Origin of the sequence: Vibrio ezurae NBRC 102218, assembly GCF_000467185.1 — a bacterium.
GTDB classification, from domain to species: Bacteria; Pseudomonadota; Gammaproteobacteria; order Enterobacterales; family Vibrionaceae; genus Vibrio; species Vibrio ezurae.
This window is the reverse complement of record NZ_BATM01000001.1, coordinates 38,995-65,262: the sequence shown is the minus strand read 5'-3', so window position 1 is coordinate 65,262 and position 26,268 is coordinate 38,995. Positions and strand designations below refer to the sequence as shown.

The window sequence follows — 26,268 nt, the reverse complement described above, 5'->3', positions numbered from 1 at the left end:
TTTATCCTAATTTTTGAGAAACCTTTATGTCTGATTCTATTCAACAACAACACGCTAAGCTTTCTGAGTCACTGCATTATCACGCGGTGCGTTATTACGTTGAAGATAGCCCTGAGATCCCTGATGTTGAGTATGATCGCTTGATGCGCCAACTGCTTGAGCTTGAAGAGAGTCACCCACAGTTAGTGACGTTAGATTCACCGTCGCAACGCGTAGGTGGTGCGCCACTTTCAGGCTTTACCCAAGTGAGCCATCAAGTGCCAATGTTGTCGTTGGATAACGCATTTGATGATACCGAGCTCAAAGCCTTTTATAAGCGTATGCAAGACAGGCTTAATCATGATGCGCTGGGGGCATTCAGTTGCGAGCCAAAACTGGATGGTCTTGCGGTGAGCTTAATGTACGAAGATGGCGTATTGGTGCAAGCGGCGACGCGTGGCGACGGGGCGACGGGTGAGAATATTACGCAAAATGTTCGTACCATTAGTGCTATCCCATTAAAGCTTCAAGGCGAAGGATTTCCAACCCACTTAGAAGTGCGAGGTGAGGTCTTTATGCCCAAAGCGGGCTTTGAGCGTATTAATGAGCAGGCCCTTGCTAAAGGTGAAAAACCTTTTGCCAACCCAAGAAATGCGGCTGCAGGAAGTCTGCGTCAGCTCGATTCTCGTATTACCGCCAAGCGACCTTTGGGATTTTATGCCTATAGCGTTGGCGTGATTGAAGGCGGTGAATTGGTAGAGAGTCACTATCAACGCTTTATTCAGCTAAAAGGCTGGGGTTTACCTATGTGTCCTGCGGTACGTAAGGTGGATACATTAGAGGAAGTGATCGCTTATTACCGACATATCTTAGACACTCGCGATCAACTGGATTATGAAATTGATGGTGTGGTGATTAAGCTTGATGACATCGCGCGACAACAGCAGCTAGGCTTTGTTGCAAGAGCGCCTCGCTGGGCAATTGCGTATAAATTCCCTGCCCAAGAAGAATTAACATTGCTGAATGATGTTGAATTTCAAGTAGGGCGTACTGGCGCCATCACTCCGGTGGCTAAGTTAGAGCCTGTGTTTGTCGGTGGGGTAACGGTCAGCAATGCCACTTTGCATAACGCTGATGAAATTCAGCGTTTAGGGGTTCGCATTGGTGATACGGTGATCATTCGTCGTGCGGGGGACGTCATTCCACAAATTACAGGTGTGGTGCTTGAACGACGTCCAGATAGTGCAGCCGAAATTGTGTATCCGGTGGTGTGTCCTGTTTGTGGTTCTGATGCAGAGCGTACAGAAGGTGAGGCTGTCACTCGTTGTACCGGCGGTCTAGTGTGTTCCGCGCAACGCAAGCAAGCCCTCAAACACTTTGTTTCTCGTAAAGCAATGGACGTGGATGGTTTAGGCGATAAAGTCGTTGAGCAGTTGGTGGATAAAGAGATGGTGCAAACACCTGCGGATCTTTTCAAATTGAGTGCTGGACGTATTACCGTCTTAGAAAGAATGGGGCCTAAATCGGCGCAAAATGTTATTGATGCATTGCAAAAATCCAAGCAAACCACATTAGCTCGCTTTTTGTATTCTTTAGGTATTCGTGAAGTGGGTGAGGCGACAGCCGCTAACTTAGCGCAATACTTTAAGACGTTGCCTAACATTGAAAGTGCCACTATTGAGCAACTGCTGGAAGTGCCAGATGTAGGCGCTATTGTGGCTGAACACATTAAAGCCTTTTTCGCCCAACAACGAAATCAACAGGTGATTTCTGAGTTGATTGAAAGCGGTATTCATTGGCCAGAAATTGAAGAAGTGGCAGCCGCGGGCGAACTACCTCTAGCGGGTAAAACTGTGGTATTAACGGGCTCCTTGTCACAGCTAACTCGCTCTGATGCAAAAGCGGCGTTGCAAAATCTGGGCGCGAAAGTCACAGGCAGCGTATCTAAGAAAACCGATATTTTATTTGCTGGCGAAGCGGCTGGTTCTAAGCTGACTAAAGCGCAAGAGCTAGGGGTGGAGGTTCAAGACGAACAAGCCTTAGTCACCTTGATGCAGCAACACGGTATCGCTTAATAGAAAAAGGGTCTTAGATTTTTGTCTAAGACCCTTTTTTGTTATGTCTGGATTTTATATCGTAACGTCACGCTTTTTCTCGGATATAGAGCACAATCCCTTCTACTTTATACACTTCGACGGTAGTCCCTGAGCTTAAACTTTGAGACGCCACCGCTGTCCATGATGTATCTCCTAGATTTAAGCGACCTTTACCCACCGGAAAGTCTTGCTCTAACGTGGTGAATTGACCAATTAAGCTTTGAGAACGTTTATTGAGAGTGCTGGTTTTCTCATCTTGCTTATCTTTGCCTTTTTGATATCGCCACCACAGCCAAGTGGTGACCAAACTAAAGCTGGCAAAGCTCATCCATTGCATTTGCCAGCCAAGGGGCAAGATGCTCAACAGTATTCCAACCAGCAGTGCTGAGATCCCTAGCCACAAAAAGTAGCCTGCGGTTCCGAGCACCTCAAAACAAAGCAAAGTCAGGCCAAACGCTAGCCAATGCCAGTGATTAACATGTTGCAGTAGCTCTATCACGCTTTGTCCTTGTCACTGCTTGTTTTAAACATTTCAGCGACACCAGCAATGGAGCCCATCAGTCCGGTTGCTTCTAGTGGCAACATAATGACTTTGCCGTTTTCAGCTTGACCGATGGATTTTAGAGCGTCAGTGTAACCTTGCGCGATAAAGTAGTTCACCGCCTGCATATCACCTGCTGCGATGGCATCCGATACCATTTGCGTCGCTTTTGCTTCGGCTTCTGCGGAACGTTCGCGAGCTTCAGCCTGTAAAATTGCCGCCTGCTTTTCGCCTTCGGCTTTTAATATTTCAGATTGTTTGTGGCCTTGAGCACGTAGAATTTCAGCCTGTCTTACCCCTTCCGCTTCCAGCACTTCAGCACGCTTGTTTCGCTCAGCCTTCATTTGCGCATTCATGGCGGCGGTTAAATCGGCGGGTGGCTGCACGTCTTTAATTTCAATACGTGTGACCTTAACGCCCCAAGGGTTAGTCGCTTCATCGACAATCGTCAGTAGGCGAGTATTGATCATATCGCGCTGGCTTAGCATTTCATCAAGCTCCATAGAGCCCAATACTGTACGAATGTTGGTCAGAGTGAGGTTGCGAATGGCATGGTCAAGTTCTGTGACTTCATAGGCGGCTTTTGATGCATCGAAAACTTGCACAAAACAGACAGCATCAATGGTGACATTCGCGTTGTCTTTAGAGATGACTTCTTGAGCTGGAATGTCGAGCACCTGTTCCATCATGTTAATTTTATTACCGATGGTGTCGATAAATGGAACGATAAGATTAAGACCTGGTTGAAGGGTTTTGGTGTAACGACCAAAACGTTCTACGGTCCAATTGCTTCCTTGAGGTACCGTTTTAATCCCGGCAACAAGAACGATGACAACCAAAGCGATAAAAATGGCAATGGTAATGAGGGTTGAATCCATGCTGACTTTCCTCTAAATGAAGTAGTAGAAGGAATAACTATACCCTATTTTTCAGCAGTTCTACGTGCTTGAAGATTAAAAAAAGCGCGAAATGTTCGCGCTTTATGTGACGATGAGATGTGGGCTATGCAAGTACTCTAGTAAAGAATGGAGTACAACTGGCGACGGTATTGCTTAGCCGTGCTGTTTTCTTGCCCAAGTGCCGATAATACATCCATAAAGGTCTTTTTCATTTCACCGTCAAGGGCGCCAAGATCTTTGGCAATAAATGACCACAACAGCGCTAATGCTTCATCACTGCGGTTGACCTCATGGTATTGCAATGCCAGTTCGTTGGCGATCTTCGCATTACTTTCATCGCTCGCCAGTTGTGATTCCAAGGCTTGGATTTCAGGGCTGTTTGCGGCTTGAGCATGCAGTTCAAGTTTAGCCAGCAGTCCTTTGTAGTAGTTGTCTTGGTATTCAAGTGGAATGTGTGCCAGTAGAGCCTCAGCATCACTAAACTGCCCAGTCGCGAGTAAGCAATCCGCTTTGGCTAATTTAATCTCACCTTTGTTTTGCAACTCTTCAGGTAGAGTCGTTAATAGGGCTAGGGCCTCGGTGTGTTTTTGCTCTGAGATCAGAGTCAATGCTTGTTGCAAGTTCAGTTCATCTTGGCTAGGAAGGTGTTTTTGCAACATAGCTTCAATGGCTTGAATCGGTTGCGGGCCGCCTAAACCGTCTACCGCTTGCCCTTGATTAAAGAGCGCAATAGTCGGCAGTGCTTGAATGCCAAATTGACCCGCAATCTGCTGCTCTTGTTCGCAGTTCAGTAATGCTAGAGTAAAGGCTCCGGCATAGTTTTGTGCCAATTGTTGCATTTGAGGAACAAGATCTGCACTTTCTTGACTCATGGGTGCCCAAAAATAGACGACAACTGGTGTGGTCATTGAGCCTTCCAAAATTTGTTGGAAGTTGTGCTGGTTCATTTCTACGATGAATTCTGAGTGCATGTAGGTGTTCCTAAACTAATGATAACTCTTCTATAGATTGGGTTCTTTTGGCTAATCTCAAGGTGTTTATCACCCATAAGAAAAAACTCAGGCCAATCTCGTTAAATTCAGTCATTAACGGAGTGAGCCTGAGCTTCTATAAGTTTGGTTTTTGTAAGGATTACAATAGCACTAATACCAGTACCACAATCCCCACGCTTAACCAATTAAGCTTGTTTAAAGACATACTGTTCTCTTCAATCTTTAATAGGATTAATTGCAATAGGAGATATTTTGCACACTGTTTATTACAAAATTATGGCTAAATGCAAAATTTATGAAATTAAGGCAATAAAGTTTGAACTGAGGCAGATAGCTTCAATGTTTGTGTTTCCAAGTCATTGATTTTGGTATGCAATGACAGATTGCTTGTTTTTTGTTCTGAGCTTGGCGTTAATAACAGCACTTAGCGAGTGAGTAAATGTTGTAACGCAGGATGAATTCTTGAGTAGGTAAACGTAAACCCCTGTTCTGTTAAGCGCTTGGGTTTGGCTTTTATACTATCAAACAACAAGCAACTTGATTCACCCAGTGCCAGCTTGAGAATAAATTTGGGGGTAAACAAAAAGTGTGGGCGGGAAAGAGTTTTAGCTAATACTTGGCTAAATTCTTTATTGGTGATGGGGTGGGGTGCGACCATATTAAAGGCCCCTGAAGCGGTGTCTTTATCGAGTAAAAACTGGATAGCGCGCACCATATCTTCGATGTGAATCCAGGGCATATATTGTTGTCCTGCCCCTATTGGCCCACCAAGCCCCCATTTATAGGGTAAGAGCATTTTCTCTAGAGCACCGCCTTCTTGGCCTAGCACAATCCCTGTTCTTAGGGTAATGACGCGAGTTGAGGCAGATTGCGCCATATTCGCGATATCTTCCCACTTTTGACAAACCGTGTTGGGAAAGCCTGTTGCCTGATAAGTGCTATTCTCATCAACGATCAACTGCTTTTGATCGCCATATATCCCCACCGCAGAGCCACTGATAAAGACGCTAGGGGGAGTGCTACTTCGTTGAATGAGATCAACCAGTTTCTGAGTTAGGTTCCAGCGACTTTCACTGATGCGTTTTTTTTGCGCCTCAGACCAGCGTTTATCCACAATAGGCTCACCCGCTAGGTTGATTACCGCATCAAAACCAGAGAGACAGTTTAGGGACTCTAGTGAGTGGATAAATTGCAAGCTGCGCGGATTAATGTGCTTTAACTGTTTTGCTGCGTGCTCGCAATCTCGAGTGAGTAGCGTTATTTGATGAGGGATAAGCTGTTTGATCAATGCGCGACCAATAAACCCTGTACCACCTGTAATCAATATATGCATAGCCACTCCCAATTAAATCTCTAAGACCGCCTTTTTTAGCACATCCTGTGATTGTGTGCGTCGCGTTATGTCTAGAAGAATGAACCTATAATTATAGACACACTATTTCGAGGTTCACGTCACACCGAAAAGGAAAATAATTGACCATAGTTAAATTCTAAGAAGAAGGGGTTGATGTCGAACGATATTGACGAGTGCGAAGCTCATTTCTAAAGGAGCAATTTCACCTATGAATGCCTTTATACGATCTTTTATTGATAGCACAAAAGATCTCACGCCTATTGTGTTGGTGGTGGCATTTTTTCAACTGGTGATTTTACAGCAACCTTTGCCCTATTTTTTAACCATTGTATTGGGCATGTTTTTAGTGGTGTTAGGGCTAACGCTATTTGTGCTTGGCTTAAATATGGGATTGTTTCCCGTGGGCGAATCAATGGCGCAAGCCTTTGCTCGAAAAGGCAGCGTATTCTGGCTACTGTGTTTTTCTTTCTGTTTAGGGTTTGGTACAACGATAGCTGAGCCGGCATTGACAGCCGTGGCGATGGAGGCGGCTGAAGTGGCAGCAAAAGAAGGGGCCATAGAAGCTGATCACGCCAGTATGGATCAGTATGCCGATCATTTACGGCTAACGGTTGCTTTATCGGTGGGGTGTGCGCTGATGTTAGGCGTGTATAGAATCATCAAGGGGTGGCCGATTCATATTATGATCATCAGTGGCTATTTGCTGGTGGTATTGCTGACCTTTTTTGCTCCGCAAAGCATTATAGGTATTGCTTATGACTCTGGAGGGGTGACGACATCGACCATTACCGTGCCGTTAGTCACCGCGCTGGGTGTGGGGCTTGCTTCTGCCATTAAAGGCCGCAACCCCATGTTAGATGGCTTTGGACTTATTGCTTTTGCTTCTTTATTGCCCATGATTTTTGTCATGCTGTATGGCATGTGGTTAGCATGATTAGTCTGGCGAACACCCTCGATGTTTTCGCTTCCACAGTGATGGACGTATTTCCAATTGCGGTTGTGTTATTTGTCTTTCAAAGCGTGGTACTGCGCCGGCCTATCCGACATTTATCTTCAGTACTTGTTGGCTTCTTATTAGTGATTTTAGGCCTAGCCCTGTTTTTAGTGGGTCTGGAAGCGGCGCTGTTTCCATTGGGTGAAACTATGGCTATGCAGCTAACCACCCCTGAATTTTTGCAACAGATGCGTTTATCTAGCGTTGGGCTGTTGCAGTGGTTTGACTATTACTGGGTGTATGCTTTTGCTTTTTGTCTTGGGTTTAGCACCACCATTGCAGAACCCTCACTCATAGCGGTAGCGATAAAAGCCAACCAAGTTTCCGGAGGGAGCATTAAGGTTAACGGCCTACGGTTAGCGGTGGCGCTTGGCGTCGCGATAGGCATTACTTTAGGTTGCTATCGAATCGTCGCGGGCGATCCTATTCATTACTACATTATTGCGGGATATGCGCTGGTGATTATTCAGACTTATTTCTCTCCGCCAATGATCATTCCCCTTGCCTATGACAGTGGCGGCGTGACGACTTCTACGGTGACTGTCCCTCTAGTGACTGCACTAGGGTTAGGGTTAGCCTCTACGGTGCCAGATAGGAGTCCACTCATTGATGGCTTTGGCTTGATAGCATTTGCCAGTTTATTTCCCATCATCACGGTAATGGCCTACGCACAGATTACGCGCTGGCTGAATCGGCATCGTCCAATAAAAAAGGAGAACTCAAATGAGATTTAAATTGATATTGGCTTTTGTTGAGGATACTCGAACAGATGCCGTGCTTGACGCGGCACGAGAAGCTGGCGCGACTGGAGCGACGGTAATCAGCAACGCCAGAGGTGAAGGACTCAACCAAAAACGGACCTTTTTGGGGTTGACCTTAGAGGTACAAAAAGACGTGCTGTTGTTTGTGGTCGAAGAGCATCTCTCTCGTAAAATACTCGAAAAAATCAGTGATATCGGCGAGTTTGATCAAGAGTCAGGGCAGGGTATTGCCGTACAAATTGATGTGGAAGATGCTGTGGGCGTTGCGCATCAAGTAGAAACGTTAAGCAAAATAGTGGAGGAGGAGATATGAAGAGCCGAACCAGTCGAAGGGTTAAAGATGTCATGTCGAGCACGTATGCTATCGTGGATGGGCTAATGACCGTAGAGGAGGCGATAGGCATTGCTCGCGCTAAAGAGGTGAAAGCCCTCATTGTAAACCGACGTCATAGTGATGATGAATTTGGTGTTGTATTGATGAACGATATCGCGAAGAAAGTGCTGGCGCAAAACCGCTCTCCTGCGCGCACCAATGTGTACGAAATTATGAGTAAACCTGCATTGTGCGTATCGCCAGAGATGAATGTAAAATACTGCGCGCGCCTGTTTGAACGCTTTGGTATCAGCCGCGCCCCTGTGGTATTTGAGGGGGAAGTCATGGGTATGGTTAGCTACAACAATATTGTCATTAAAGGCATGGTGTTAGATTCTACCCAGTAGGCGCAAACGCGCTATTTTCTGTCGCGGACTCTGGTTGGCTCTGGTGCATAAGCGGTGGCATTGTTACACTCTGAGAAAATATAAAAGAATAAGAGTAATTTACCATGAAACTGTTTTTTGCTTCGGATTTACACGGCTGCCTAGAATCAACTAAAAAGGTAGTGGAAGCCTATCATGCCTCTGGCGCTGAGCATTTTATTTTGCTGGGTGACATTCTCAATCATGGACCAAGAAACCCGGTTCCAGAGGGGTATGCCCCTGCACAAGTTGCCGAGCTCTTAAACCAATATAAAGACAATATCATTTCTGTTCGAGGTAACTGCGACAGTGAAGTGGATCAGATGTTGCTTGATTTCCCTGTAATGAGTGATTTTGCGATCGTGCTACTGGAAAGTGGACAACGTTTATTTTTGACTCATGGTCATCTATACAATCAAAATCGACTGCCTCCTTTAAAAGCAGGTGATGTGCTTGCTCACGGTCATACTCACTTACCCGTTGCTCAATCAATGGGAGAGTACGTGCTGTTTAATCCTGGTTCTTCGACAATTCCGAAAGGCGGTAATGTTGCAAGCTATGGCTTATTGGATGGCACTGAGCTGAGTGTGATCAGCTTTGATGGGGATGTACTGGTAACAACTCAGATTTAATCGCATTTAATACCAATCAGACTAAATCACGGCGTTAGAATTTTGGACTGTAGAACAACGATGTATCAAAAAATCGGCCTTGTTCTCAAGTATTTCCCCTTCGCTATTGCGGGTCACTTACTGAGTGTGATTGGTATAAGCAATTGAATAAACAATAAAAAAGGAGACGTTAGTCTCCTTTTTTATATTACAAGCTTGAGGTCGACACCAGCACTCTAGAACCGTGCCCTAGGCTGGTAAGAAGAATCGAATTATCATTGATGATATCAACTCGACGGCTCTGCTGAGCGTCGGTGCGCAATATTTGTTTAATGATCGTTAATTGCGAATCTTTAAAGTTTTGACTGCTGATTCCAGTGGATTGTTTAAACTCTTTTAAGTCGATCAATAAGTAGTTATCACTTAATTGCCAAACACCAGATTCATCAATATTGAGCACATGCATGTCTTGGTCATCATCACTTAATAGCTGTACGCGCGATGAACGGATGTATTCGCCATTTGGCAGGTATTTTACATTTGAGGTGATGTGTACTTTTCTTAATGGACCGACTAAGTCTTCGTTAATCTGATCGCTGTGTACAAAAGCATCAAGGTTGGTTTGCCATTCGCGTGCGGTCAATACTTGCTCAACTTTTACATCACTGCCCCAGTATAACCAACCGCTGAGTACCGTAGAAATGGCCAATAGGATAAATGCTATACGCTGGTTCATTATTTACGCTCTCCTTTTGCACAAATCTTGGACAGATCTTGTTGGTTTGCCACTAAGCGTACCGTGCTATTTTCTGCTGAATATTCAGGGCTGTGAATGTAATTTAAAAATAGTTGCTGTGATTGGCTTGCGGTCGCAATGACTTCAACAGGTGCTGACTCATCAGGGTATGCGTCCATGTAGTAGGTTACGCAGCTCTTAATACTTTCAAGCCAGTTGGTCAAAGGAGGGTGACTTTCTGTTGTCTTTACTGGTACGTCATTGACCACGGTTACTGAGCGGAATGTGGCAGGTGAAGAATGAGGCAACAATAAGGTAAATATAGGTAAAAGTACTGCCACAATCAGCATGACGCGCGTATTGAAATCCCATTGACTCCAGAATACGGGCTTTTTTGAGCTGACTTCGGTTTTAGGTTCTTTTAGCTGTGCCGTGGTTACTGACGCTAATGCAGGCTCAACAGCAGGCGCAGCCGGTTCTTCTGCGGCCAGAGTCGGAGAGCTGGCTTCTACTGAAGATATCAGTTGATAACCACGCTTTGGCACAGTTTTTACAAACTGAGGGGACTTTGTAGAATCTTTTAGCATTTTTCTCAGCGTAGAAATCGCTTGAGTTAAGCTTGAGTCATCCACTTGAAAACCTTGATCGCGCCAAACGTATTCGTGCAGCTGGTCTCGAGTGACTACTTCGTTAGGGTGCTCGCAAAGCAACATAAGAATTCGGCTTTCATTGCTACCAAGTCGCACCAAACTATCGTTATCTGATTGATCGATAAGTGAATTGCTCTTTGGATCAAAAATATACTTTTGGGCTAGTAAGTATTTAATACCGATTTTGCTCATTTAGGTCTTCTTTGATTTTTATCTACATGAATGATGAGTCGCCACACTCATTCTCGATGCAGTGTGAGAGGAATCGCCTTTTATAGCGGATGACTGTCATAGCATAATAAAATTTTATCTAAAAAGCAGTTTTTTTGTCGCTAATGACCTTGAAATTAACCTTCTTACCCTTATTTATCTCTCATAAGTCGTCGTATAAATAGATACACGCGTTAATGCGTTTATGAGTAACATAAAATTCATGGAGTTAAAATGAGCGAGACAGTGTCAGCGAATAAAGAAACACGAGGTTTTCAATCTGAAGTTAAACAACTTCTGCACCTTATGATTCACTCACTATATTCAAACAAAGAAATTTTCCTGCGTGAGCTAATATCGAATGCATCTGATGCATCCGATAAGCTGCGTTTTCAGGCTTTGTCTCAGCCTGAGCTGTATCAAGGTGAAGCGGATCTTGGCGTTAAATTGTCTTTTGATGAGAAAACAAACACCATAACGGTATCGGATAACGGTATTGGTATGAGCCGTGACGATGTTATTGAACACTTAGGTACGATTGCCAAATCAGGAACCGCTGAGTTTTTCTCTAAGTTATCAGAAGACCAATCAAAAGATTCTCAACTCATTGGTCAATTTGGTGTTGGTTTCTATTCGGCGTTTATTGTGGCAGACGCGGTGACAGTACGCACTCGCGCCGCAGGTCTTGCGGCTGAACAAGGCGTGCAATGGCATTCTGCGGGTGAGGGTGATTACACCATTGAAGACATTACGAAAGAGTCTCGTGGTACTGAGATCATTCTTCACCTACGCGAAGAAGGTAAAGAGTTCTTATCTGAGTGGCGTCTGCGTGATGTGATCAGCAAATACTCTGATCACATCGGTATTCCAGTGTCTATCTTAACCAAAGTGACTGACGACGAAGGCAAAGAAACGGGCGAAACTAAGTGGGAGCAGATCAACAAAGCTCAAGCACTATGGACGCGCAACAAGTCGGAAATCAAAGACGAAGAATACACCGAATTTTACAAGCATATCTCAAACGATTTTGCGGACCCTCTCGTGTGGGGACACAATAAAGTAGAAGGTAAAAACGACTACACTAGCTTGCTGTATATCCCAGCTAAAGCCCCTTGGGATATGATGAATCGCGATCATAAGAGCGGTTTGAAGCTGTATGTTCAGCGCGTGTTCATTATGGATGACGCTGAGCAATTCATGCCGTCTTACCTTCGTTTTGTCAAAGGTTTGATTGACTCAAACGATCTTCCTTTGAACGTATCGCGTGAAATTCTGCAAGACAACAAAGTGACTCAATCACTACGTAATGCGTGTACTAAGCGCGTACTTACTATGCTTGAGAAATTGGCGAAGAAAGACGATGAAAAATACCTCTCTTTCTGGAAAGAATTTGGTCTTGTATTAAAAGAAGGTCCGGCTGAGGATTTCTCAAACAAAGAAAAAGTAGCGGGACTATTGCGCTTTGCTTCAACAGAAGTAGACAGCAGCGAGCAGTCAGTGAGCCTAGCAAGTTACGTTGAGCGCATGAAAGAAGGCCAAGATAAAATTTATTATCTAACGGCTGACAGCTATGCAGCAGCGAAAAACAGCCCACACCTTGAGCAATTTAAAGCTAAAGGTATTGAGGTTGTCTTGATGTACGATCGCATCGATGAATGGCTAATGAACTACTTAACTGAGTTTGATGGAAAACAGTTCCAATCCATCACTAAAGCCGGTCTAGATTTAAGCCAGTTCGAAGATGAGCAAGAAAAAGCGAAGCATAAAGAAACCGAAGAAGAGTTTAAATCGGTGGTAGAGCGTACGAAAGAGTACCTTGGTGATCGCGTAAAAGAAGTGCGTACAACCTTTAAATTGGCCAATACGCCAGCGGTTGTTGTGACTGATGACATGGAAATGGGCACTCAGATGGCAAAACTTCTAGAAGCAGCAGGTCAAGCGGCTCCTGAAGTGAAGTATATCCTTGAGCTAAACCCAGAGCATGACTTAGTCACACAAATGGCTGACACGGCGGATGAGATTGAATTTGGTCGTTGGGTTGAGCTGCTATTAGGTCAAGCAATGCTGGCTGAACGTGGTTCGCTAGAGGACCCAAGTCAGTTCTTGAGTGCAGTGAACAAACTATTAGTTAAATAAGCAATAGAGCCAATAAACTCAAAGCTGAACATTGAGCTCAGAATTGTGATAGTATTCTGGGCTCAATCGTTATTAAAACAGAGTTATACCGAAACTTACATTAAAATCAGTGAGTTACTGATTTCAGTAGACTTGTGAGCTTCGGTATAAAAGAAGAACATTAAAGAGGAAAAACAATGCGCATCATTCTTTTAGGTGCTCCTGGTGCTGGTAAAGGTACTCAGGCTCAGTTCATCATGGAAAAATACGGTATCCCACAAATTTCTACTGGTGACATGCTACGTGCTGCTATCAAAGCGGGTACTGAGCTAGGCAAAAAAGCTAAAGATGTAATTGATGCAGGTCAGTTGGTGTCTGATGACATCATTCTTGGTCTTATCAATGAGCGTATTGCACAAGATGATTGCGAAAAAGGCTTCCTACTTGATGGTTTCCCACGCACTATCCCACAGGCTGACGGCCTAAAAGAAATGGGTGTTGTGGTTGATTACGTGATCGAGTTTGATGTTGCTGACGATGTTATCGTTGAGCGTATGGCGGGTCGCCGTGCTCACCTTCCATCAGGCCGTACTTACCACGTTACTTTCAATCCGCCTAAAGAAGAAGGCAAAGATGACGTAACGGGTGAAGCACTAGTCGTTCGTGATGATGACAAAGAAGAAACCGTTCGCGCTCGTTTAGGTGTATACCATTCTCAAACAGCACCACTGGTTCAGTACTACGGTAAAGAAGCAGAAGCAGGCAAAACTCAGTACCTAAAATTTGATGGTACTAAGCAAGTTGCAGAAGTGAGCGCTGACATCGAAAAAGCACTTTCTTAATTATTGCTTATTGATACGCGAATTTAGATACTATAAGGACGACCTAAGGTCGTCCTTTTTTATTGCTTAAATATCAGGATTTTATGGAACATCAACCTAAAGAAGGCGTGTTATTAGTTAACCTAGGAACACCAGACCAAGCAACGCCTAAAGCGGTAAAGCGCTTCTTAAGTCAATTTTTGCATGATCCGCGAGTCGTCGATATGACGCGCTGGCTATGGTGCCCTTTGTTGCATGGCGTGATATTGCCTGTGCGCGCACCTAAGGTCGCTAAACTCTACCAAGGTGTTTGGATGGATGATGGCTCCCCGTTGATGGTCTACTCTGCAAGGCAAGCGGCTAAGCTCAAACAAAAGTTGCTCAAACAAAAACGGAGTATTCCTGTTGAGTTAGGGATGACCTATGGTAATCCCAGTTTATTTGATGGCATGCAGTCCTTAATTGAGCAAGGGGTTGAAAGAGTTATCGTACTTCCTCTTTATCCTCAATATTCTGGGACTACAACAGCGGCTGTAGTCGATGGTCTTGGAAAAGCTTTTAAGAAAATGACGGTGGTGCCTTCTTTTTCTGTCATCGGTGACTATCACGATCATCCTTTATATATAAAAGCCTTAGCCGATTCGGTACGTCGTAATTGGCAGGAGCAAGGACAAAGTGAGTACCTGCTTTGCTCGTATCATGGCATACCTAAGCGTTACGCTGATAATGGTGATGTGTATCCACAACATTGCCAAACAACAACGAATTTACTGGCAAAAGAGCTTGGGCTGGACAGCAATCAAATAGGAATGACCTATCAATCTCGTTTTGGTCGTGAAGAGTGGTTACAACCTTATACCGATAAAACATTAGAGACGTTACCTCATCAGGGGGTGAAACACTTAACGATTATGGCACCCGCGTTTTCGGTTGATTGCTTAGAGACACTGGAAGAGATTTCACAGGAGTGCAAACAGCTCTTTATGGATGCAGGAGGGGAGCAGTTTGACTATATTCCTTGTTTAAACGACAACGATGCGCATATCGATTTGATGGTAAGCCTAGTGAATGAACAAATGTTGAGTGATGAGTAAACACTTCTTTGTCGCTATGATTTTAACTTGCTAGATGAGCTGATAATATAACGACAGTATTCTGTGAAAGAAAATTGTGACCACAGAAGCCGTTTTAGTTATAAGGTAGCGATCATGAAACGTTGGTATTTGTTGTATTGTAAACGTGGTGATCAACAACGTGCTCAAGCACATTTAGAAAATCAAGGCGTAGAAGTGTATTACCCTAAGCTGGTAATGGAAAAACGGGTGCGCGGTAAACGTACGCAAAAGGTGGAGCCTTTATTTCCTAGCTATATGTTTGTGCGTTTTGATTATGAGCAAGGCCCTTCGTTTACCACGGTGCGCTCCACTCGCGGTGTGTCAGACTTTATTCGTACCGGCGCATACCCAACCGAGCTGCAAGGTGATTTGGTGTATACCTTAAAGCAGCAGGAGCAGGCTCAAGAGGTTGTGACGTGCAATACTCCTAGTATTGGGGATAAGGTTGAGATTAGCTCTGGTCAATTCTCTGGGGTTGATGCGATTTATCAAGAGGCTGATGGCGAGACTCGCTCGATATTATTGATCACGATGATCAATAAAAAAGTGGCGGTGAAAATAGACAACAAAGACCTTGTCTTGTAATTGGTATAAAACGTTTCTCACAAACCACTCTTTTCATCACATAAAGAAAGGGGCGCTAAAATTAGCGCCCCTTTTTTGTTTATTCTAGAGAGTAGAGATTAATACGCTTCGTTGTGAATGGCCTTCACAGCGCGACCTGAAGGATCAGCGTTGTTTTTGAATGACTCATCCCACTCAATTGCTTTTGCTGACGAACACGCCACTGATGGACCACCAGGGACACATTCAGCCGCTGATGGAAGAGGGAATAGCTCTTCAAAGATTTCGCGGTACACGTAGCCTTCTTTAGTGGTCGGCGTGTTGTACGGGAAACGGAAGCTTGCCGTTTCCATTTGCTTATCTGTGACTTTCGCTTCTGCTACTTCACGTAGTGTATCAATCCAACTGTAGCCTACGCCATCAGAGAACTGTTCTTTTTGACGCCAAGCAATCGCTTCTGGAAGGTAGTGTTCGAAACATTCACGCAAGATGTGTTTTTCCATCTTACCGTTGCCACACATTTTGTCTTTCGGGTTTAAGCGCATCGCAACGTCGATGAACTCTTTATCTAGGAAAGGTACGCGACCTTCTACGCCCCATGCCGCCAAAGATTTGTTGGCGCGAGCACAGTCAAACATGTTGAGTGCTAATAGTTTACGTACGGTTTCTTCATGGAATTCTTGAGCGTTTGGCGCTTTGTGGAAGTACAAGTAGCCACCGAATATTTCGTCAGCACCTTCACCAGACAGTACCATCTTAATGCCCATCGCTTTGATTTTACGGCCCATTAGGAACATAGGCGTAGACGCGCGGATAGTGGTGACGTCGTAGGTTTCGATGTGATAAATCACGTCACGAATGGCATCTAGACCTTCTTGAATGGTGTAGGTCATTTCGTGGTGAACAGTGCCAATTTGATCGGCAACTTCACGAGCCGCTTTCAAATCAGGTGCGCCTTCAAGGCCCACAGCAAATGAGTGAAGTTGTGGCCACCACGCTTCCGATTGGCTGTCATCTTCCACACGCATTGCAGCAAAACGTTTTGCCACTGCTGATGTGATAGATGAGTCTAAACCGCCAGAAAGCAACACACCGTAAGGCACGTCTGTCATTAGCTGGCGTTTAACCGCCGCTTCTAGTGCTTCTGTTAGCTCTTCTTTGCTGGTGGAGTTGCCTTGTACTGCGGCATATTCGTTCCAGTCGCGGATGTAGTAGCGAGTCGCTTCTGCAGCACCTGACTCCAGGTAGCTACCTGGAGGGAATTCACTGACTGTTTTACAAACAGGAACCAGCGCTTTCATTTCTGACGCTACATAGAAGTTACCGTGCTCATCATGACCTTGGTATAGAGGGATGATGCCGATATGGTCACGGCCAATAAGGTAAGTGTCTTTTTCTTCATCATAAAGAACAAAAGCAAAGATGCCGTTCAGTTCTTCTAGCAAGTCAGCGCCCATGTCTTGGTATAGCGCTAGGATAACTTCACAATCTGAATCAGTTTGAAACTCGTACTTTCCTTCGTAACGAGCTCGGATTTCTTTATGGTTGTAAATCTCACCATTTACCGCAAGCACCAATTTTTTATCTGGGCTATACAGAGGTTGTGCACCACTATTTAAGCCAACGATCGCTAAACGTTCGTGTGCCAAGATAGCTCTTTCTGATGAGTAAATACCTGACCAATCCGGTCCGCGGTGACGAAGTTTCTTCGACATTTCTAACGCGACAGGGCGCAGTTTGCTTGCATCACTTTTTATGTCGAGGATACCAAATACCGAGCACATAATTCTTCCTTAAAAGTTCACTTTATATAAGTTCAATTTGCCATTGTTTCTAAAAAAAGCAACCCACAAATCAACATTTAGATAGTTAAAGGTACTGTACGATAGATTTAATCTAATAAAACACCAAGTTTAGTATATGGCGTTTAACTACTGGCTCAATAATAACCAACTAAAGAGTATGGATCATAAAGTTGTTACGTCCAGAGCTTTTTACTTGATATAGCGCTTGGTCAGCATTTTGGAAAAATTGCTGACTATCCATATGGGCTTCATCAAACTGGCACCCCCCAATGCTAATAGTGAGTTTAGGCTGAGTTGGGTGGCTGATATTGAGATCAGATACGGCTTGCAGTAAGCGCTTTGCCAGTAGCGTTAACCCGCTTTTATCGGTATTGGGCAACAATACGACAAACTCTTCTCCACCAAAGCGTGCGACGGTATCAATTTCTCGGCGGCAGGTTTTATTTAATGCGATCGCCACTTGTTTTAGGCATACATCACCCACCTGATGACCGAGTGTGTCGTTGACCATTTTAAAATGATCGATATCTATCACTAATAAACCCAGTGGCGAATGAGCGCGAGTCGCGCGCTGGATTTCTTCTGCCAGTTTTTGATCAAAGTAGCGACGATTAAATAACCCCGTCAGTGTATCTCGGCCAAGCAGCACTTTGAGTTGTACCTTTTGTGCTTCTAGCTCCATCAACTGCATAGTGATCTGCTGTTTTGCCTTACTTTGTTGCTGAGTATGGATAAAGTTAAGTGACTGAGATGTATAGTGATCTTTTCCTAAGTAGAGTAGCCACGAAATGATGATCAAATTGGATATCAGCAGGTGCACACTTAAAATGTCAGTGCGGTCTTGTTGCCACATGACAAACGCACAACCGCAGATAATACTGCTGCCGTAGATGATGGCTATCTCTCGGCTTTTGAGTATGGTCACTTTCACTAAGGCTGTGATCATGATGACGGATATGGGGGCTAGAGTGTAAGAGTGACTAATTAAAGCTGCATGGAAAATAGTGAGAATACAAGTGGTTAAAAACAAATACAGTATGTTGAAACTGTTATTGTGCGGCAGTCTTGGTACGAAGAACCAAATGGTTAAGCAGGCGATAGGGCCAAAAAAGATCAAATAGTCACGAAAGCGTTGTAAATTGGTGACGGAGTCAAGTAGGGCACTTTTGGGGCTCCAAAATGGCATCACTATCCCAAATGAAAATAGGCATAGGGCAATAATGGGCAACCATATCCTGAGCTGTTTACGGTTATAGGTTGTGATATAGCTTTGAAACTGAGCTTGTTGTAGATCTGAGAGAGTATTGGTCACAATGATCCATGTGTTCTCGATAATGGTTATTAAGAATAGAACCTAGCCTTTCAATACAAATGAAATGGCTGGGTTCTAAGCAAATAAATACAGCACTAAATCAAGAGGTTACATCTTACTACGAGCGCTTGTTGTAAATTGTGGCGACAAAGTGTCGCACACATGGCGTGCAAATCCGCTGCCCGCCTCACTGTAGATATTAAACGCCGCATCGGCGCCTAACTCGATAAATTGGTCTACCTGATCTTGATATTCAGCAATGGCTGCAATTTTTCCTGTGTAGCCTCTCAACCTTAATTGTTCTAGCGCGTAACGGTTACCTTTATTGTTCGGAATAGCGAGCAATATCAACTTTATTTGTTCAAGATCTTGCACCTTTTCCCAAAAATCAGAATCGGTCACATCCCCGCACAGAATATTGCGTTGTCGTCTGGCGTGATGCTCTGATGTATCCGTTCTAATTTCTATGCCCAGACAGATGTCACCATGGCGCTCACTCAGTTCGTCATACGCGCCAGTACCGATGCGTCCCATACCCAACACTAGGATTTGCGATTGCCCAATATTGATGGCCTGATCGCGAATATGGATTTTGCTATCACTGTGTTCACGAAGCCAGCTCGCGCTGTGACGATAGATGCTGTTGCTAAAGCGATTTAAAGGCGCGGCTAAAACAAAGGAGATAGAGACTGCGAGCGCTATCGACACCATGATGTCACCCGAAATCCAACCTTCTTTGTAAGCCAACCCCCCAACAATTAGGCCAAATTCACTGTAGTTGAATAAGGTCAAAGAGGTGAGTAGCGAGGTACGAACTCGAAATTTAAATCGGTCCAAAATGACGTAGTATAAGAGCCCTTTAGCGGGCAATAAAAGCATAAATACCAGCGCAAGGATTAGGCCTGCCATGGTCGGTTGTTCGGAAAGGCCGATGTTTAAGAAAAAACAAACCAGAAACATTTCTTTTAAATTAAATAACGACTTAGAGAGTTCAGAGGCTTTTTTGTGGCCTGCTAGTAACATGCCGAGGATCAGCGCGCCAAGGTCACCTTTAACGCCAACCAGTTCAAATAATCCAGCACCAATAACCAAAGCAAAAAAGATGCCACACAACACCAGCAACTCGCCGTGGCCGACTTTATCCAATACTTTGTAAAACAGCGGACGCACTACGGGTAATGCAAATAAGAAGATGGCGTACCATTCTGGGATTTTTCCGGTTGATACGGTAAGAAAGGCGACTGCAAAGATATCCTGCATAACCAAAATACCAATGGCCATACTGCCATAGGTTGAGTTGATCTCACCGTTGTCTTGCAGTGCTTTTATGGCAAATACAGTACTAGAGAATGACAGCGCAAACCCTAAAATAGCCAGTTGAGAAAGCGGCATATCGGCAAAGAAACTCACGCCAATCGCTTGCAACCCAAATAAACACAATGTGAAGAACGTGGTTGAGGCGACATTATGTAATGTGGCGCCTCCCCAAATTTCTTTTGAGAGAAGTACTTTTACGTCTAATTTAAGACCAATGGTGAACAGCAATAAGGTGACGCCAAGGTCGGCGATCTCACTGATGGCATTGTTGCTCTCAAAGCCTAATGCATTGAGAGTAAAACCGGCTAACAAAAAGCCAACTAGAGGAGGAAGGTTGCATCTTTGCGCGATAAATCCCGCCAAAAATGCACCACAGATGAGCATGATGTCCATTATATGCAGTCTCGAAGTGGTTGAGAGACAGCAGTCACTCAACCAGAACCGAGTCTACTGTCATAAAATTTAGTGTTCTGAATCCATTAACTTTTGTAACAGCATACCATTGAGCATTGCACGTTTTATCATTGCAAAAGCACCTAATGTGGGTAAATGCTCAAGTTCAGATGACACTATAGGCAGGTCTTTGTGAAATGCGGTTAGAGATTGGCTGTTTACATTTCTTTGAATTGCGGGGAATAGTAACTCTTTTGCCGCCGTAATATCACCCGCTAAAACAATTTTTTGCGGATTGAAAAGGTTAATTACAATTGCGATGGCTTTACCAAGCTGAACACCAACTCGCACAATACTTTGTGTAGCCAATGCATCGCCAAGCAGTGCATGTTCACAAATGGTGTTTATATTGATGTTTGGTTCATCAGACAGGGTAGAGTTATAGCCACGCGCGAGACGGGTTTTTACGCCTTTAATAATGGCTGGGTTTGAGGCTACCGTTTCCAAGCAACCAAAATTGCCACATTGACATTGTTCACCTAAAGGGTCGATTTGGATATGCCCAATTTCTCCGACATTTCGATTCGATCCTAAAAAGACTTGTCCTCCAGCCATAATGCCAGAGCCTGTACCTCGGTGCACACTGATGAGGACAGAATCCATACAGTCACGAGTGGCACCAAAGTAATGTTCCGCAAGGGCTTTCGCTCGAATGTCGTTACCGACAAAGCATTCGAGCTTAAACTGCTCTTGTAGAATTTTGCCTAAAGGTAGATGGTCAATCTGAGTATTAGGCATGTATTGCACTTCACCTTCATCAGGATTGACTAGGCCGGGCAAAGTGACACCAATGGCAATCAAATTGTAATCAGAGCCTTCAAGGCTAGCCTTGAACAGCTTAATCTTATCAATGATTTGACCCACCAATTGTTCTTGATTGCTGTATTGAATGGAAGATTCTGTTTTAGTCAGAATCTCACCACTCAAATCATGCAAGGACAATTGAATGTAATCTCGACCAATTCTCACCGCGATAGAATGAAACTGAGTCACCTGCGTGGTTAATGAAATCGCTCGTCGTCCCCCGGTCGAGGCTTGCTGGGCAACTTCTTGTACGAAGTTGTGCTCCAGTAACTGTCGAGTGATTTTCGTCACACTTGCAGGCGCTAAATGGCTCAATTCGGCGATTTGAATTCGAGAAATAGGTCCTTGTTGGTCGATGAGACGATAAACAGCTGCACTGTTTAATTGTTTTACAAGGTCAACGTTGCCAATTTGTCCGCCCGTCATAACTATCCTTTTGTAAATTGACCGTTTACCACGGTCCCTTCAATATTAAAGTTGCGATTGAAAATAGTAAGGTTAGCAATCATACCAGTTTTTATACGACCTAGTTTATGATCTAGACCAATAGCTTTTGCTGGATACAGTGTTGCCATTCGTAAAGTCTCATCTAAAGCGAATCCAGCGTGCTTAACACTGTTTTCTACCGCTTCGATCATCGTTAACGCTGAACCACCTAATGTGCCGTCTGCTCCTACACACATGCCATCACGAACATATACAGTGTTCCCGACAAAATTAAACTGGTCCATTTCAGCGCCAGCAGGTGCAGTAGCATCGGTCACTAAGACCAACTTGTCGCCTTTTAGTTTCTTCGCCATGCGAATATTCGCGTAGTTAACGTGATGTCCATCAACAATAATACCAGCATACACCTCTGGAGTATCAAAGATAGCACCTACGACCCCGGGTTCACGAACAGTTACGGGGGTCATGGCATTGAATAGGTGAGTGGCAAAGGTGATGCCGTGCTCAAAGCTGTCTCTTGCTTGTTGGTAGGTGGCGCCAGTGTGTCCAATTGAAACCACAATGCCAGCTTCAGTGAGACGAGTAATGTGTTCAGGATTGTTTTGCTCAGGCGCTAAGGTGACTTTGGCAACCATATCCGAATGTTGGCAAATAAAATCAATCATCTCATCGTCAGATTGACGGATATACGACTCAGTATGAATACCTTTACGAGCGACGTTAAGGTAAGGCCCTTCTAAGTGCAAGCCTAACGATTGATGTGCATTTTCCTCTTGAAATTGTTTTTGAGCGGCAATGGCGGCGCGCATACTTTCATCTGATGAGGTGATCAATGTAGGCAAAAAGCTAGTACAACCAGATTTAAGGTTAGCATTGTGCATGGTATGCAGTGTTTCAGGAGAGATGTCGTCGTTGAGCATAACTCCACCACAACCGTTTAACTGTAGGTCGATAAAGCCCGGGCTTAAGTTCGCACCGTTTAGGTCGATCACTTCGATGCCTTGCTCTACGTCTTGCTCTGGACAGACAGTTTTAATACGGTCATTTTCAATGACGACAGCGTGGTTATATAAGATGTCACTACCGGTATATACGGTACAGTTGGTTAATGCATACATAATTTGCATCTCCTGATAAATTGTTTGATGTAAATGTACTTCTAATTTGTAAAACTTTTCATAGGCCTCAATAGCGCTTATTAGTCAGAAACTTATCCAATGAACTCACTCACACTGTAAAACTAAACCTGTTGATTCTATTGAACATTTATAAACAACCCGGCGCTTAATTTGGTGCTGCTATCTCATAGGGTAAGTCTCGAAAAGAGCATCTAATTGAGATTTAATTTTGTTTGGCTAAAAGAAGTATACTGAAAAAAACAGTTATTTTATATAGTGAAATAAGTTTTATGATCCAGATAACAAAAACCATTCAGTACGCCACTTTCATATGACACTGGTCACAGTTTATAGGGTTTTAATTTGCGACGCAAAATTATCGCTTTAAGATGAAGAGGACTAAATTAATTTACTAAAAAAAGTTTTAACAGGTTCCTCAGGAGGAGAAGTAACGTGAACATTCTTGGATATTTACAGAAGGTAGGTAAGGCACTGATGGTGCCAGTTGCTACCCTACCGGCAGCAGCAATATTAATGGGTGTCGGCTATTGGATCGATCCAACCGGTTGGGGTGGAAACAGCCCAATGGCTGGTTTCCTTATTAAAGCGGGTGCAGCAATCATCGACAATATGTCATGGCTATTTGCTGTCGGTGTTGCATACGGTATGTCAAAAGACAAAGACGGTGCAGCTGCACTAGCCGGCCTTGTTATGATGTACGTTGTAACAACATTACTATCACCAGGAGCAGTAGCTCAGATTCAAGGGATCAGCGGTGACGCCGTTCCTGCAGCATTTGGTAAAATCCAAAACCAGTTTGTCGGTATCCTTGTGGGTATTATCTCTGCTGAAATCTATAACCGCTTCTCTACCGTTGAACTCCATAAAGCATTGGCGTTCTTCTCTGGTAAGCGTTTAGTACCTATCTTGACTTCATTTGCAGGTATCCTATTAGCATTCGTACTTATGTACGTATGGCCTGCAATCTACGGCGGTCTTGTACACTTCGGTGAGTCTATCCAAGGTATGGGTTCTGTAGGTGCTGGTATCTACGCATTCTTTAACCGTCTACTGATTCCAATCGGTCTACACCACGCATTGAACTCAGTATTCTGGTTCGACGTTGCAGGTATTAACGATATTCCAAACTTCCTAGGCGGCGCGAAGTCTATTGCTGAAGGTACGGCAACACTGGGTGTTACTGGTATGTACCAAGCGGGCTTCTTCCCAATTATGATGTTCGGTCTACCGGGCGCAGCATTGGCTATCTACCACACTTCTAAGTCTAAGCATAAAGAGAAAGTTGCATCTATTATGATTGCAGCAGGCTTCGCATCATTCTTCACAGGTGTTACTGAGCCACTAGAGTTCTCGTTCATGTTCCTAGCTCCGGGCCTATACGTTCTGCACGCAGCGCTAACCGGTATCTCTGTATTCATCGCTGCACAAATGCAGTGGATTGCAGGCTTTGGTTTCTCGGCAGGTCTTGTGGATATGGTTCTTTCTAGCCGTAACCCACTGGCGAAAGACTGGTACATGCTAATCCTTCAAGGTGTTGCGTTCTTCGGTATTTACTACGCAGTGTTCCGCACCGTTATCGTTAAGTTTGGTCTTAAAACTCCAGGCCGTGAAGACGACGAAGGTGAAGCATCAACGGTAAGTGGTTCTTCAAACTCTTCTGAGCTTGCAAAACAGTACCTAAAAGCGCTAGGTGGTCACAGCAACATTTCATCTATCGATGCATGTATCACTCGTCTACGTCTAACACTGAACGACACAAGTGTTGTAAACGAGAAAATACTGAAAGATTTAGGTGCAATGGGCGTGGTGAAACTGGGTTCAAATAACGTTCAAGTTATCCTAGGTCCTCTGGCTGAAATCGTTGCAGGCGAAATGAAACAAATCCCTGCTGATGCTGACCTAACAGCAGTTGAGTTGCCATCTTAATTGAATAACGGTTAATTATTTTCCTTATGCCTCCTTTGGGAGGCATTTTTTTTACTTTTAAGAACATAAACATCTAGATTTAGTTGTTTAGACGAATACAATGTAAGGTCATAAGAATATATTCGCAAAATTGAACCATGAGGTGCTATAGATGAGTGAAGCTGAGGCTCGACCATCGAATTTTATCCGTCAGATTATCGATAAAGATATCGCGGATGGTAAACACAACAGCGTGCATACTCGTTTCCCGCCAGAGCCAAACGGCTATCTGCATATCGGGCACGCTAAATCGATCTGTCTAAACTTTGGTATTGCTCAAGATTATCAAGGTCAGTGTAACTTACGCTTTGATGATACTAACCCTGAAAAAGAAGACATTGAATACGTTGACTCAATCAAAAGTGACGTACAATGGTTAGGCTTTGATTGGTCTGGTGAAATTTGTTATTCATCTAACTATTTTGATCAGTTACATGCGTATGCCATTGAACTGATTAATAAAGGTTTAGCGTATGTAGAAGAGCTCAGTGCCGATGAGATCCGCGAATACCGTGGCACTTTGACCGCTCCAGGTAAAGAAAGCCCTTACCGCAATCGTACGGTAGAAGAAAACTTAGCTTTGTTTGAAAAAATGCGTGCGGGTGATTTCGCAGAAGGTGCGGCTTGTTTGCGTGCTAAGATCGACATGAGCTCCTCCTTTATGGTGATGCGCGATCCAGTGTTGTACCGTGTGCGTTTTGCTCACCATCATCAAACGGGTGATAAGTGGTGCATTTACCCAATGTACGACTTTACACACTGTATCTCGGATGCTCTAGAAGGCATTACGCATTCACTGTGTACCCTAGAATTCCAAGATAACCGTCGTCTGTACGATTGGGTTTTGGAAAACATCACTATCGAAACTCAACCACATCAGTACGAATTCAGCCGCTTAAATCTTGAATACACCGTTATGTCGAAGCGTAAGCTAAGCCAGCTTGTATCTGAGAACTTAGTCAATGGTTGGGACGATCCTCGTATGCCGACTATTTCTGGCTTGCGTCGTCGTGGTTTTACGCCAGCTTCTATTCGTGAGTTTTGTCAGCGCATTGGTGTGACAAAGCAAGAGAACATGATTGAATTTAGTTCTTTAGAATCTTGTGTTCGTGACGATCTCAACGAAAATGCACCGCGTGCAATGGCCGTTCTTGAGCCAGTGAAGGTTGTGATTGAAAACTTCCCTGAAGATCAGGTCGAAACCCTCACGGTTGCGAATCACCCGAACAAGCCAGAAATGGGCAATCGTGAAGTGCCATTTACTCGTGAAGTATTGATTGAAGCGGATGACTTCCGTGAAGAAGCGAACAAGAAATACAAACGCTTGGTTTTGGGCAAAGAAGTTCGTCTACGTGGTGCGTATGTGATTAAAGCTGAACGTATCGAAAAAGATGAGCAAGGTAATATCACCACCATCTACTGTACTTACGATGATGAGACATTAGGTAAAAACCCAGCCGATGGCCGTAAAGTTAAAGGCGTTATCCATTGGGTTTCGGCGAGCAAAGGTGTCCCTGCTGAGATTCGTTTATACGATCGTTTATTTACTGTGCCAAATCCAGCGGCAGCAGAAGACTTTAAAGCGGTAATTAACCCTGAGTCTTTAACCACGAAACAAGGTGTTGTAGAACCAAGCCTAGTGAGCGCAGCGGTGGACGCAGGCTATCAGTTTGAACGTACGGGCTACTTCTGCATAGATAGCAAAGACAGCACTGCTGACGCACTGGTATTTAACCGCACCGTTGGGTTGCGTGATACTTGGGCTAAAGTAAACTAGTGACAAAATTACATTCCGTTAATAGTTAACTATTAACGGTAAGCGATAGGTAAAATGCCAGTCAGTTTCACTG

General features: G+C 44.1%; 23 protein-coding genes. 12 read left to right on the top strand and 11 right to left on the bottom strand.

What is annotated here, in order from left to right:
• The first annotated feature begins 26 nt into the window (after positions 1 to 26).
• Positions 27 to 2,054 carry an NAD-dependent DNA ligase LigA gene (ligA, locus tag VEZ01S_RS00300; protein ID WP_021712007.1) on the top strand — a complete coding sequence of 676 codons (2,028 nt, stop codon included), beginning with the start codon at positions 27 to 29 and terminating at the stop codon, positions 2,052 to 2,054.
• Positions 2,055 to 2,121: 67 nt separating this feature from the next.
• On the opposite strand, the gene VEZ01S_RS00295 is transcribed toward ligA, so the two are convergent.
• The 4 genes from VEZ01S_RS00295 to VEZ01S_RS00280 form a co-directional block, all read right to left on the bottom strand.
• A complete protein-coding gene (locus VEZ01S_RS00295; RefSeq protein ID WP_021712006.1) occupies positions 2,122 to 2,574 on the bottom strand; it encodes an NfeD family protein in 453 nt (150 codons plus the stop codon).
• Entirely contained in the window at positions 2,571 to 3,494 is a 924-nt protein-coding gene (locus tag VEZ01S_RS00290; RefSeq protein ID WP_021712005.1) for an SPFH domain-containing protein, read from the bottom strand. The genes VEZ01S_RS00295 and VEZ01S_RS00290 overlap by 4 nt, the downstream gene beginning before the upstream one ends.
• A 137-nt stretch (positions 3,495 to 3,631) precedes the next feature.
• Positions 3,632 to 4,486, bottom strand: a complete 855-nt coding sequence (locus VEZ01S_RS00285; RefSeq protein WP_021712004.1) for a co-chaperone YbbN — start codon at positions 4,484 to 4,486, stop codon at positions 3,632 to 3,634.
• Between the two features lie 445 nt (positions 4,487 to 4,931).
• Positions 4,932 to 5,840, bottom strand: a complete 909-nt coding sequence (locus tag VEZ01S_RS00280) for a TIGR01777 family oxidoreductase (protein WP_021712003.1) — start codon at positions 5,838 to 5,840, stop codon at positions 4,932 to 4,934.
• 229 nt (positions 5,841 to 6,069) lie between these two features.
• Here VEZ01S_RS00280 and VEZ01S_RS00275 point away from each other — a divergent pair, with 229 nt between their 5' ends.
• The 5 genes from VEZ01S_RS00275 (at position 6,070) to yfcE (ending at position 8,986) form a co-directional block, all read left to right on the top strand.
• Positions 6,070 to 6,795 carry a DUF1538 domain-containing protein gene (locus tag VEZ01S_RS00275; protein WP_021712002.1) on the top strand — a complete coding sequence of 242 codons (726 nt, stop codon included), beginning with the start codon at positions 6,070 to 6,072 and terminating at the stop codon, positions 6,793 to 6,795.
• The gene (locus VEZ01S_RS00270; protein WP_021712001.1) at positions 6,792 to 7,589 is read left to right on the top strand and encodes a DUF1538 domain-containing protein; all 798 of its coding nucleotides are present in this window, start codon (positions 6,792 to 6,794) and stop codon (positions 7,587 to 7,589) included. Before VEZ01S_RS00275 ends, VEZ01S_RS00270 begins: the two co-directional genes overlap by 4 nt.
• Entirely contained in the window at positions 7,579 to 7,929 is a 351-nt protein-coding gene (locus tag VEZ01S_RS00265; RefSeq protein ID WP_021712000.1) for a P-II family nitrogen regulator, read from the top strand. The genes VEZ01S_RS00270 and VEZ01S_RS00265 overlap by 11 nt, the downstream gene beginning before the upstream one ends.
• A complete protein-coding gene (locus tag VEZ01S_RS00260; RefSeq protein ID WP_021711999.1) occupies positions 7,926 to 8,336 on the top strand; it encodes a CBS domain-containing protein in 411 nt (136 codons plus the stop codon). The genes VEZ01S_RS00265 and VEZ01S_RS00260 overlap by 4 nt, the downstream gene beginning before the upstream one ends.
• A gap of 104 nt (positions 8,337 to 8,440) precedes the next feature.
• Entirely contained in the window at positions 8,441 to 8,986 is a 546-nt protein-coding gene (gene yfcE, locus VEZ01S_RS00255; RefSeq protein WP_021711998.1) for a phosphodiesterase, read from the top strand.
• 187 nt (positions 8,987 to 9,173) lie between these two features.
• On the opposite strand, the gene VEZ01S_RS00250 is transcribed toward yfcE, so the two are convergent.
• Together VEZ01S_RS00250 and VEZ01S_RS00245 are read right to left on the bottom strand one after the other, a co-directional pair.
• The gene (locus VEZ01S_RS00250; protein WP_021711997.1) at positions 9,174 to 9,701 is read right to left on the bottom strand and encodes a regulatory protein ToxS; all 528 of its coding nucleotides are present in this window, start codon (positions 9,699 to 9,701) and stop codon (positions 9,174 to 9,176) included.
• Positions 9,701 to 10,543 (bottom strand): winged helix-turn-helix domain-containing protein, encoded by an 843-nt coding sequence (locus tag VEZ01S_RS00245; protein WP_021711996.1) that lies wholly within the window; start codon positions 10,541 to 10,543, stop codon positions 9,701 to 9,703. The genes VEZ01S_RS00250 and VEZ01S_RS00245 overlap by 1 nt, the downstream gene beginning before the upstream one ends.
• A gap of 252 nt (positions 10,544 to 10,795) precedes the next feature.
• Here VEZ01S_RS00245 and htpG point away from each other — a divergent pair, with 252 nt between their 5' ends.
• The 4 genes from htpG to rfaH all read left to right on the top strand — a co-directional run bounded on the left by htpG (position 10,796) and on the right by rfaH (position 15,197).
• Positions 10,796 to 12,697: a molecular chaperone HtpG gene (gene htpG, locus VEZ01S_RS00240; protein WP_021711995.1), complete on the top strand. Its 1,902-nt coding sequence runs from the start codon at positions 10,796 to 10,798 to the stop codon at positions 12,695 to 12,697.
• 176 nt (positions 12,698 to 12,873) lie between these two features.
• Entirely contained in the window at positions 12,874 to 13,518 is a 645-nt protein-coding gene (adk, locus tag VEZ01S_RS00235) for an adenylate kinase (RefSeq protein ID WP_021711994.1), read from the top strand.
• Between the two features lie 83 nt (positions 13,519 to 13,601).
• Entirely contained in the window at positions 13,602 to 14,591 is a 990-nt protein-coding gene (gene hemH, locus VEZ01S_RS00230; RefSeq protein WP_021711993.1) for a ferrochelatase, read from the top strand.
• Positions 14,592 to 14,705: 114 nt separating this feature from the next.
• Positions 14,706 to 15,197, top strand: a complete 492-nt coding sequence (gene rfaH, locus VEZ01S_RS00225; RefSeq protein ID WP_021711992.1) for a transcription/translation regulatory transformer protein RfaH — start codon at positions 14,706 to 14,708, stop codon at positions 15,195 to 15,197.
• 98 nt (positions 15,198 to 15,295) lie between these two features.
• Here rfaH and asnB read toward each other — a convergent pair whose 3' ends face one another.
• From asnB to nagA, 5 genes are all read right to left on the bottom strand, one after another.
• On the bottom strand, positions 15,296 to 16,960 hold the full coding sequence (gene asnB, locus VEZ01S_RS00220; protein ID WP_021711991.1) for an asparagine synthase B: 1,665 nt from the start codon (positions 16,958 to 16,960) through the stop codon (positions 15,296 to 15,298).
• Positions 16,961 to 17,129: 169 nt separating this feature from the next.
• Positions 17,130 to 18,293, bottom strand: coding sequence for a GGDEF domain-containing protein (locus tag VEZ01S_RS00215; RefSeq protein ID WP_052032181.1), 1,164 nt, complete (start codon positions 18,291 to 18,293; stop codon positions 17,130 to 17,132).
• Between the two features lie 108 nt (positions 18,294 to 18,401).
• Positions 18,402 to 20,003: a cation:proton antiporter domain-containing protein gene (locus tag VEZ01S_RS00210; RefSeq protein WP_021711989.1), complete on the bottom strand. Its 1,602-nt coding sequence runs from the start codon at positions 20,001 to 20,003 to the stop codon at positions 18,402 to 18,404.
• Between the two features lie 69 nt (positions 20,004 to 20,072).
• On the bottom strand, positions 20,073 to 21,293 hold the full coding sequence (gene nagC, locus VEZ01S_RS00205; RefSeq protein WP_021711988.1) for a DNA-binding transcriptional regulator NagC: 1,221 nt from the start codon (positions 21,291 to 21,293) through the stop codon (positions 20,073 to 20,075).
• A 2-nt stretch (positions 21,294 to 21,295) separates the two neighbouring features.
• Positions 21,296 to 22,432, bottom strand: a complete 1,137-nt coding sequence (gene nagA, locus VEZ01S_RS00200) for an N-acetylglucosamine-6-phosphate deacetylase (RefSeq protein ID WP_021711987.1) — start codon at positions 22,430 to 22,432, stop codon at positions 21,296 to 21,298.
• A gap of 453 nt (positions 22,433 to 22,885) precedes the next feature.
• Between nagA and nagE the strand changes: the two genes are divergently transcribed.
• Both nagE and glnS read left to right on the top strand, forming a co-directional pair.
• Positions 22,886 to 24,379, top strand: a complete 1,494-nt coding sequence (nagE, locus tag VEZ01S_RS00195; RefSeq protein WP_021711986.1) for an N-acetylglucosamine-specific PTS transporter subunit IIBC — start codon at positions 22,886 to 22,888, stop codon at positions 24,377 to 24,379.
• Positions 24,380 to 24,530: 151 nt separating this feature from the next.
• A complete protein-coding gene (glnS, locus tag VEZ01S_RS00190) occupies positions 24,531 to 26,195 on the top strand; it encodes a glutamine--tRNA ligase (RefSeq protein WP_021711985.1) in 1,665 nt (554 codons plus the stop codon).
• Positions 26,196 to 26,268 lie beyond the last annotated feature (73 nt).

Bases quoted from the DNA above. Each gene is read 5' to 3' on its own strand.
- VEZ01S_RS00265 (WP_021712000.1), top strand. From the start codon at position 7,579: ATGAGATTTAAATTGATATTGGCTTTTGTTGAGGATACTCGAACAGAT.
- nagA (WP_021711987.1), bottom strand. From the start codon at position 22,432: ATGTATGCATTAACCAACTGTACCGTATATACCGGTAGTGACATCTTA.
- glnS (WP_021711985.1), top strand. From the start codon at position 24,531: ATGAGTGAAGCTGAGGCTCGACCATCGAATTTTATCCGTCAGATTATC.
- VEZ01S_RS00210 (WP_021711989.1), bottom strand. From the start codon at position 20,003: ATGGACATCATGCTCATCTGTGGTGCATTTTTGGCGGGATTTATCGCG.
- VEZ01S_RS00245 (WP_021711996.1), bottom strand. From the start codon at position 10,543: ATGAGCAAAATCGGTATTAAATACTTACTAGCCCAAAAGTATATTTTT.
- VEZ01S_RS00260 (WP_021711999.1), top strand. From the start codon at position 7,926: ATGAAGAGCCGAACCAGTCGAAGGGTTAAAGATGTCATGTCGAGCACG.
- nagC (WP_021711988.1), bottom strand. From the start codon at position 21,293: ATGACGGGCGGACAAATTGGCAACGTTGACCTTGTAAAACAATTAAAC.
- asnB (WP_021711991.1), bottom strand. From the start codon at position 16,960: ATGTGCTCGGTATTTGGTATCCTCGACATAAAAAGTGATGCAAGCAAA.
- VEZ01S_RS00275 (WP_021712002.1), top strand. From the start codon at position 6,070: ATGAATGCCTTTATACGATCTTTTATTGATAGCACAAAAGATCTCACG.
- VEZ01S_RS00250 (WP_021711997.1), bottom strand. From the start codon at position 9,701: ATGAACCAGCGTATAGCATTTATCCTATTGGCCATTTCTACGGTACTC.
- ligA (WP_021712007.1), top strand. From the start codon at position 27: ATGTCTGATTCTATTCAACAACAACACGCTAAGCTTTCTGAGTCACTG.
- rfaH (WP_021711992.1), top strand. From the start codon at position 14,706: ATGAAACGTTGGTATTTGTTGTATTGTAAACGTGGTGATCAACAACGT.
- VEZ01S_RS00285 (WP_021712004.1), bottom strand. From the start codon at position 4,486: ATGCACTCAGAATTCATCGTAGAAATGAACCAGCACAACTTCCAACAA.
- VEZ01S_RS00270 (WP_021712001.1), top strand. From the start codon at position 6,792: ATGATTAGTCTGGCGAACACCCTCGATGTTTTCGCTTCCACAGTGATG.
- VEZ01S_RS00280 (WP_021712003.1), bottom strand. From the start codon at position 5,840: ATGCATATATTGATTACAGGTGGTACAGGGTTTATTGGTCGCGCATTG.
- adk (WP_021711994.1), top strand. From the start codon at position 12,874: ATGCGCATCATTCTTTTAGGTGCTCCTGGTGCTGGTAAAGGTACTCAG.
- hemH (WP_021711993.1), top strand. From the start codon at position 13,602: ATGGAACATCAACCTAAAGAAGGCGTGTTATTAGTTAACCTAGGAACA.
- htpG (WP_021711995.1), top strand. From the start codon at position 10,796: ATGAGCGAGACAGTGTCAGCGAATAAAGAAACACGAGGTTTTCAATCT.
- yfcE (WP_021711998.1), top strand. From the start codon at position 8,441: ATGAAACTGTTTTTTGCTTCGGATTTACACGGCTGCCTAGAATCAACT.
- VEZ01S_RS00290 (WP_021712005.1), bottom strand. From the start codon at position 3,494: ATGGATTCAACCCTCATTACCATTGCCATTTTTATCGCTTTGGTTGTC.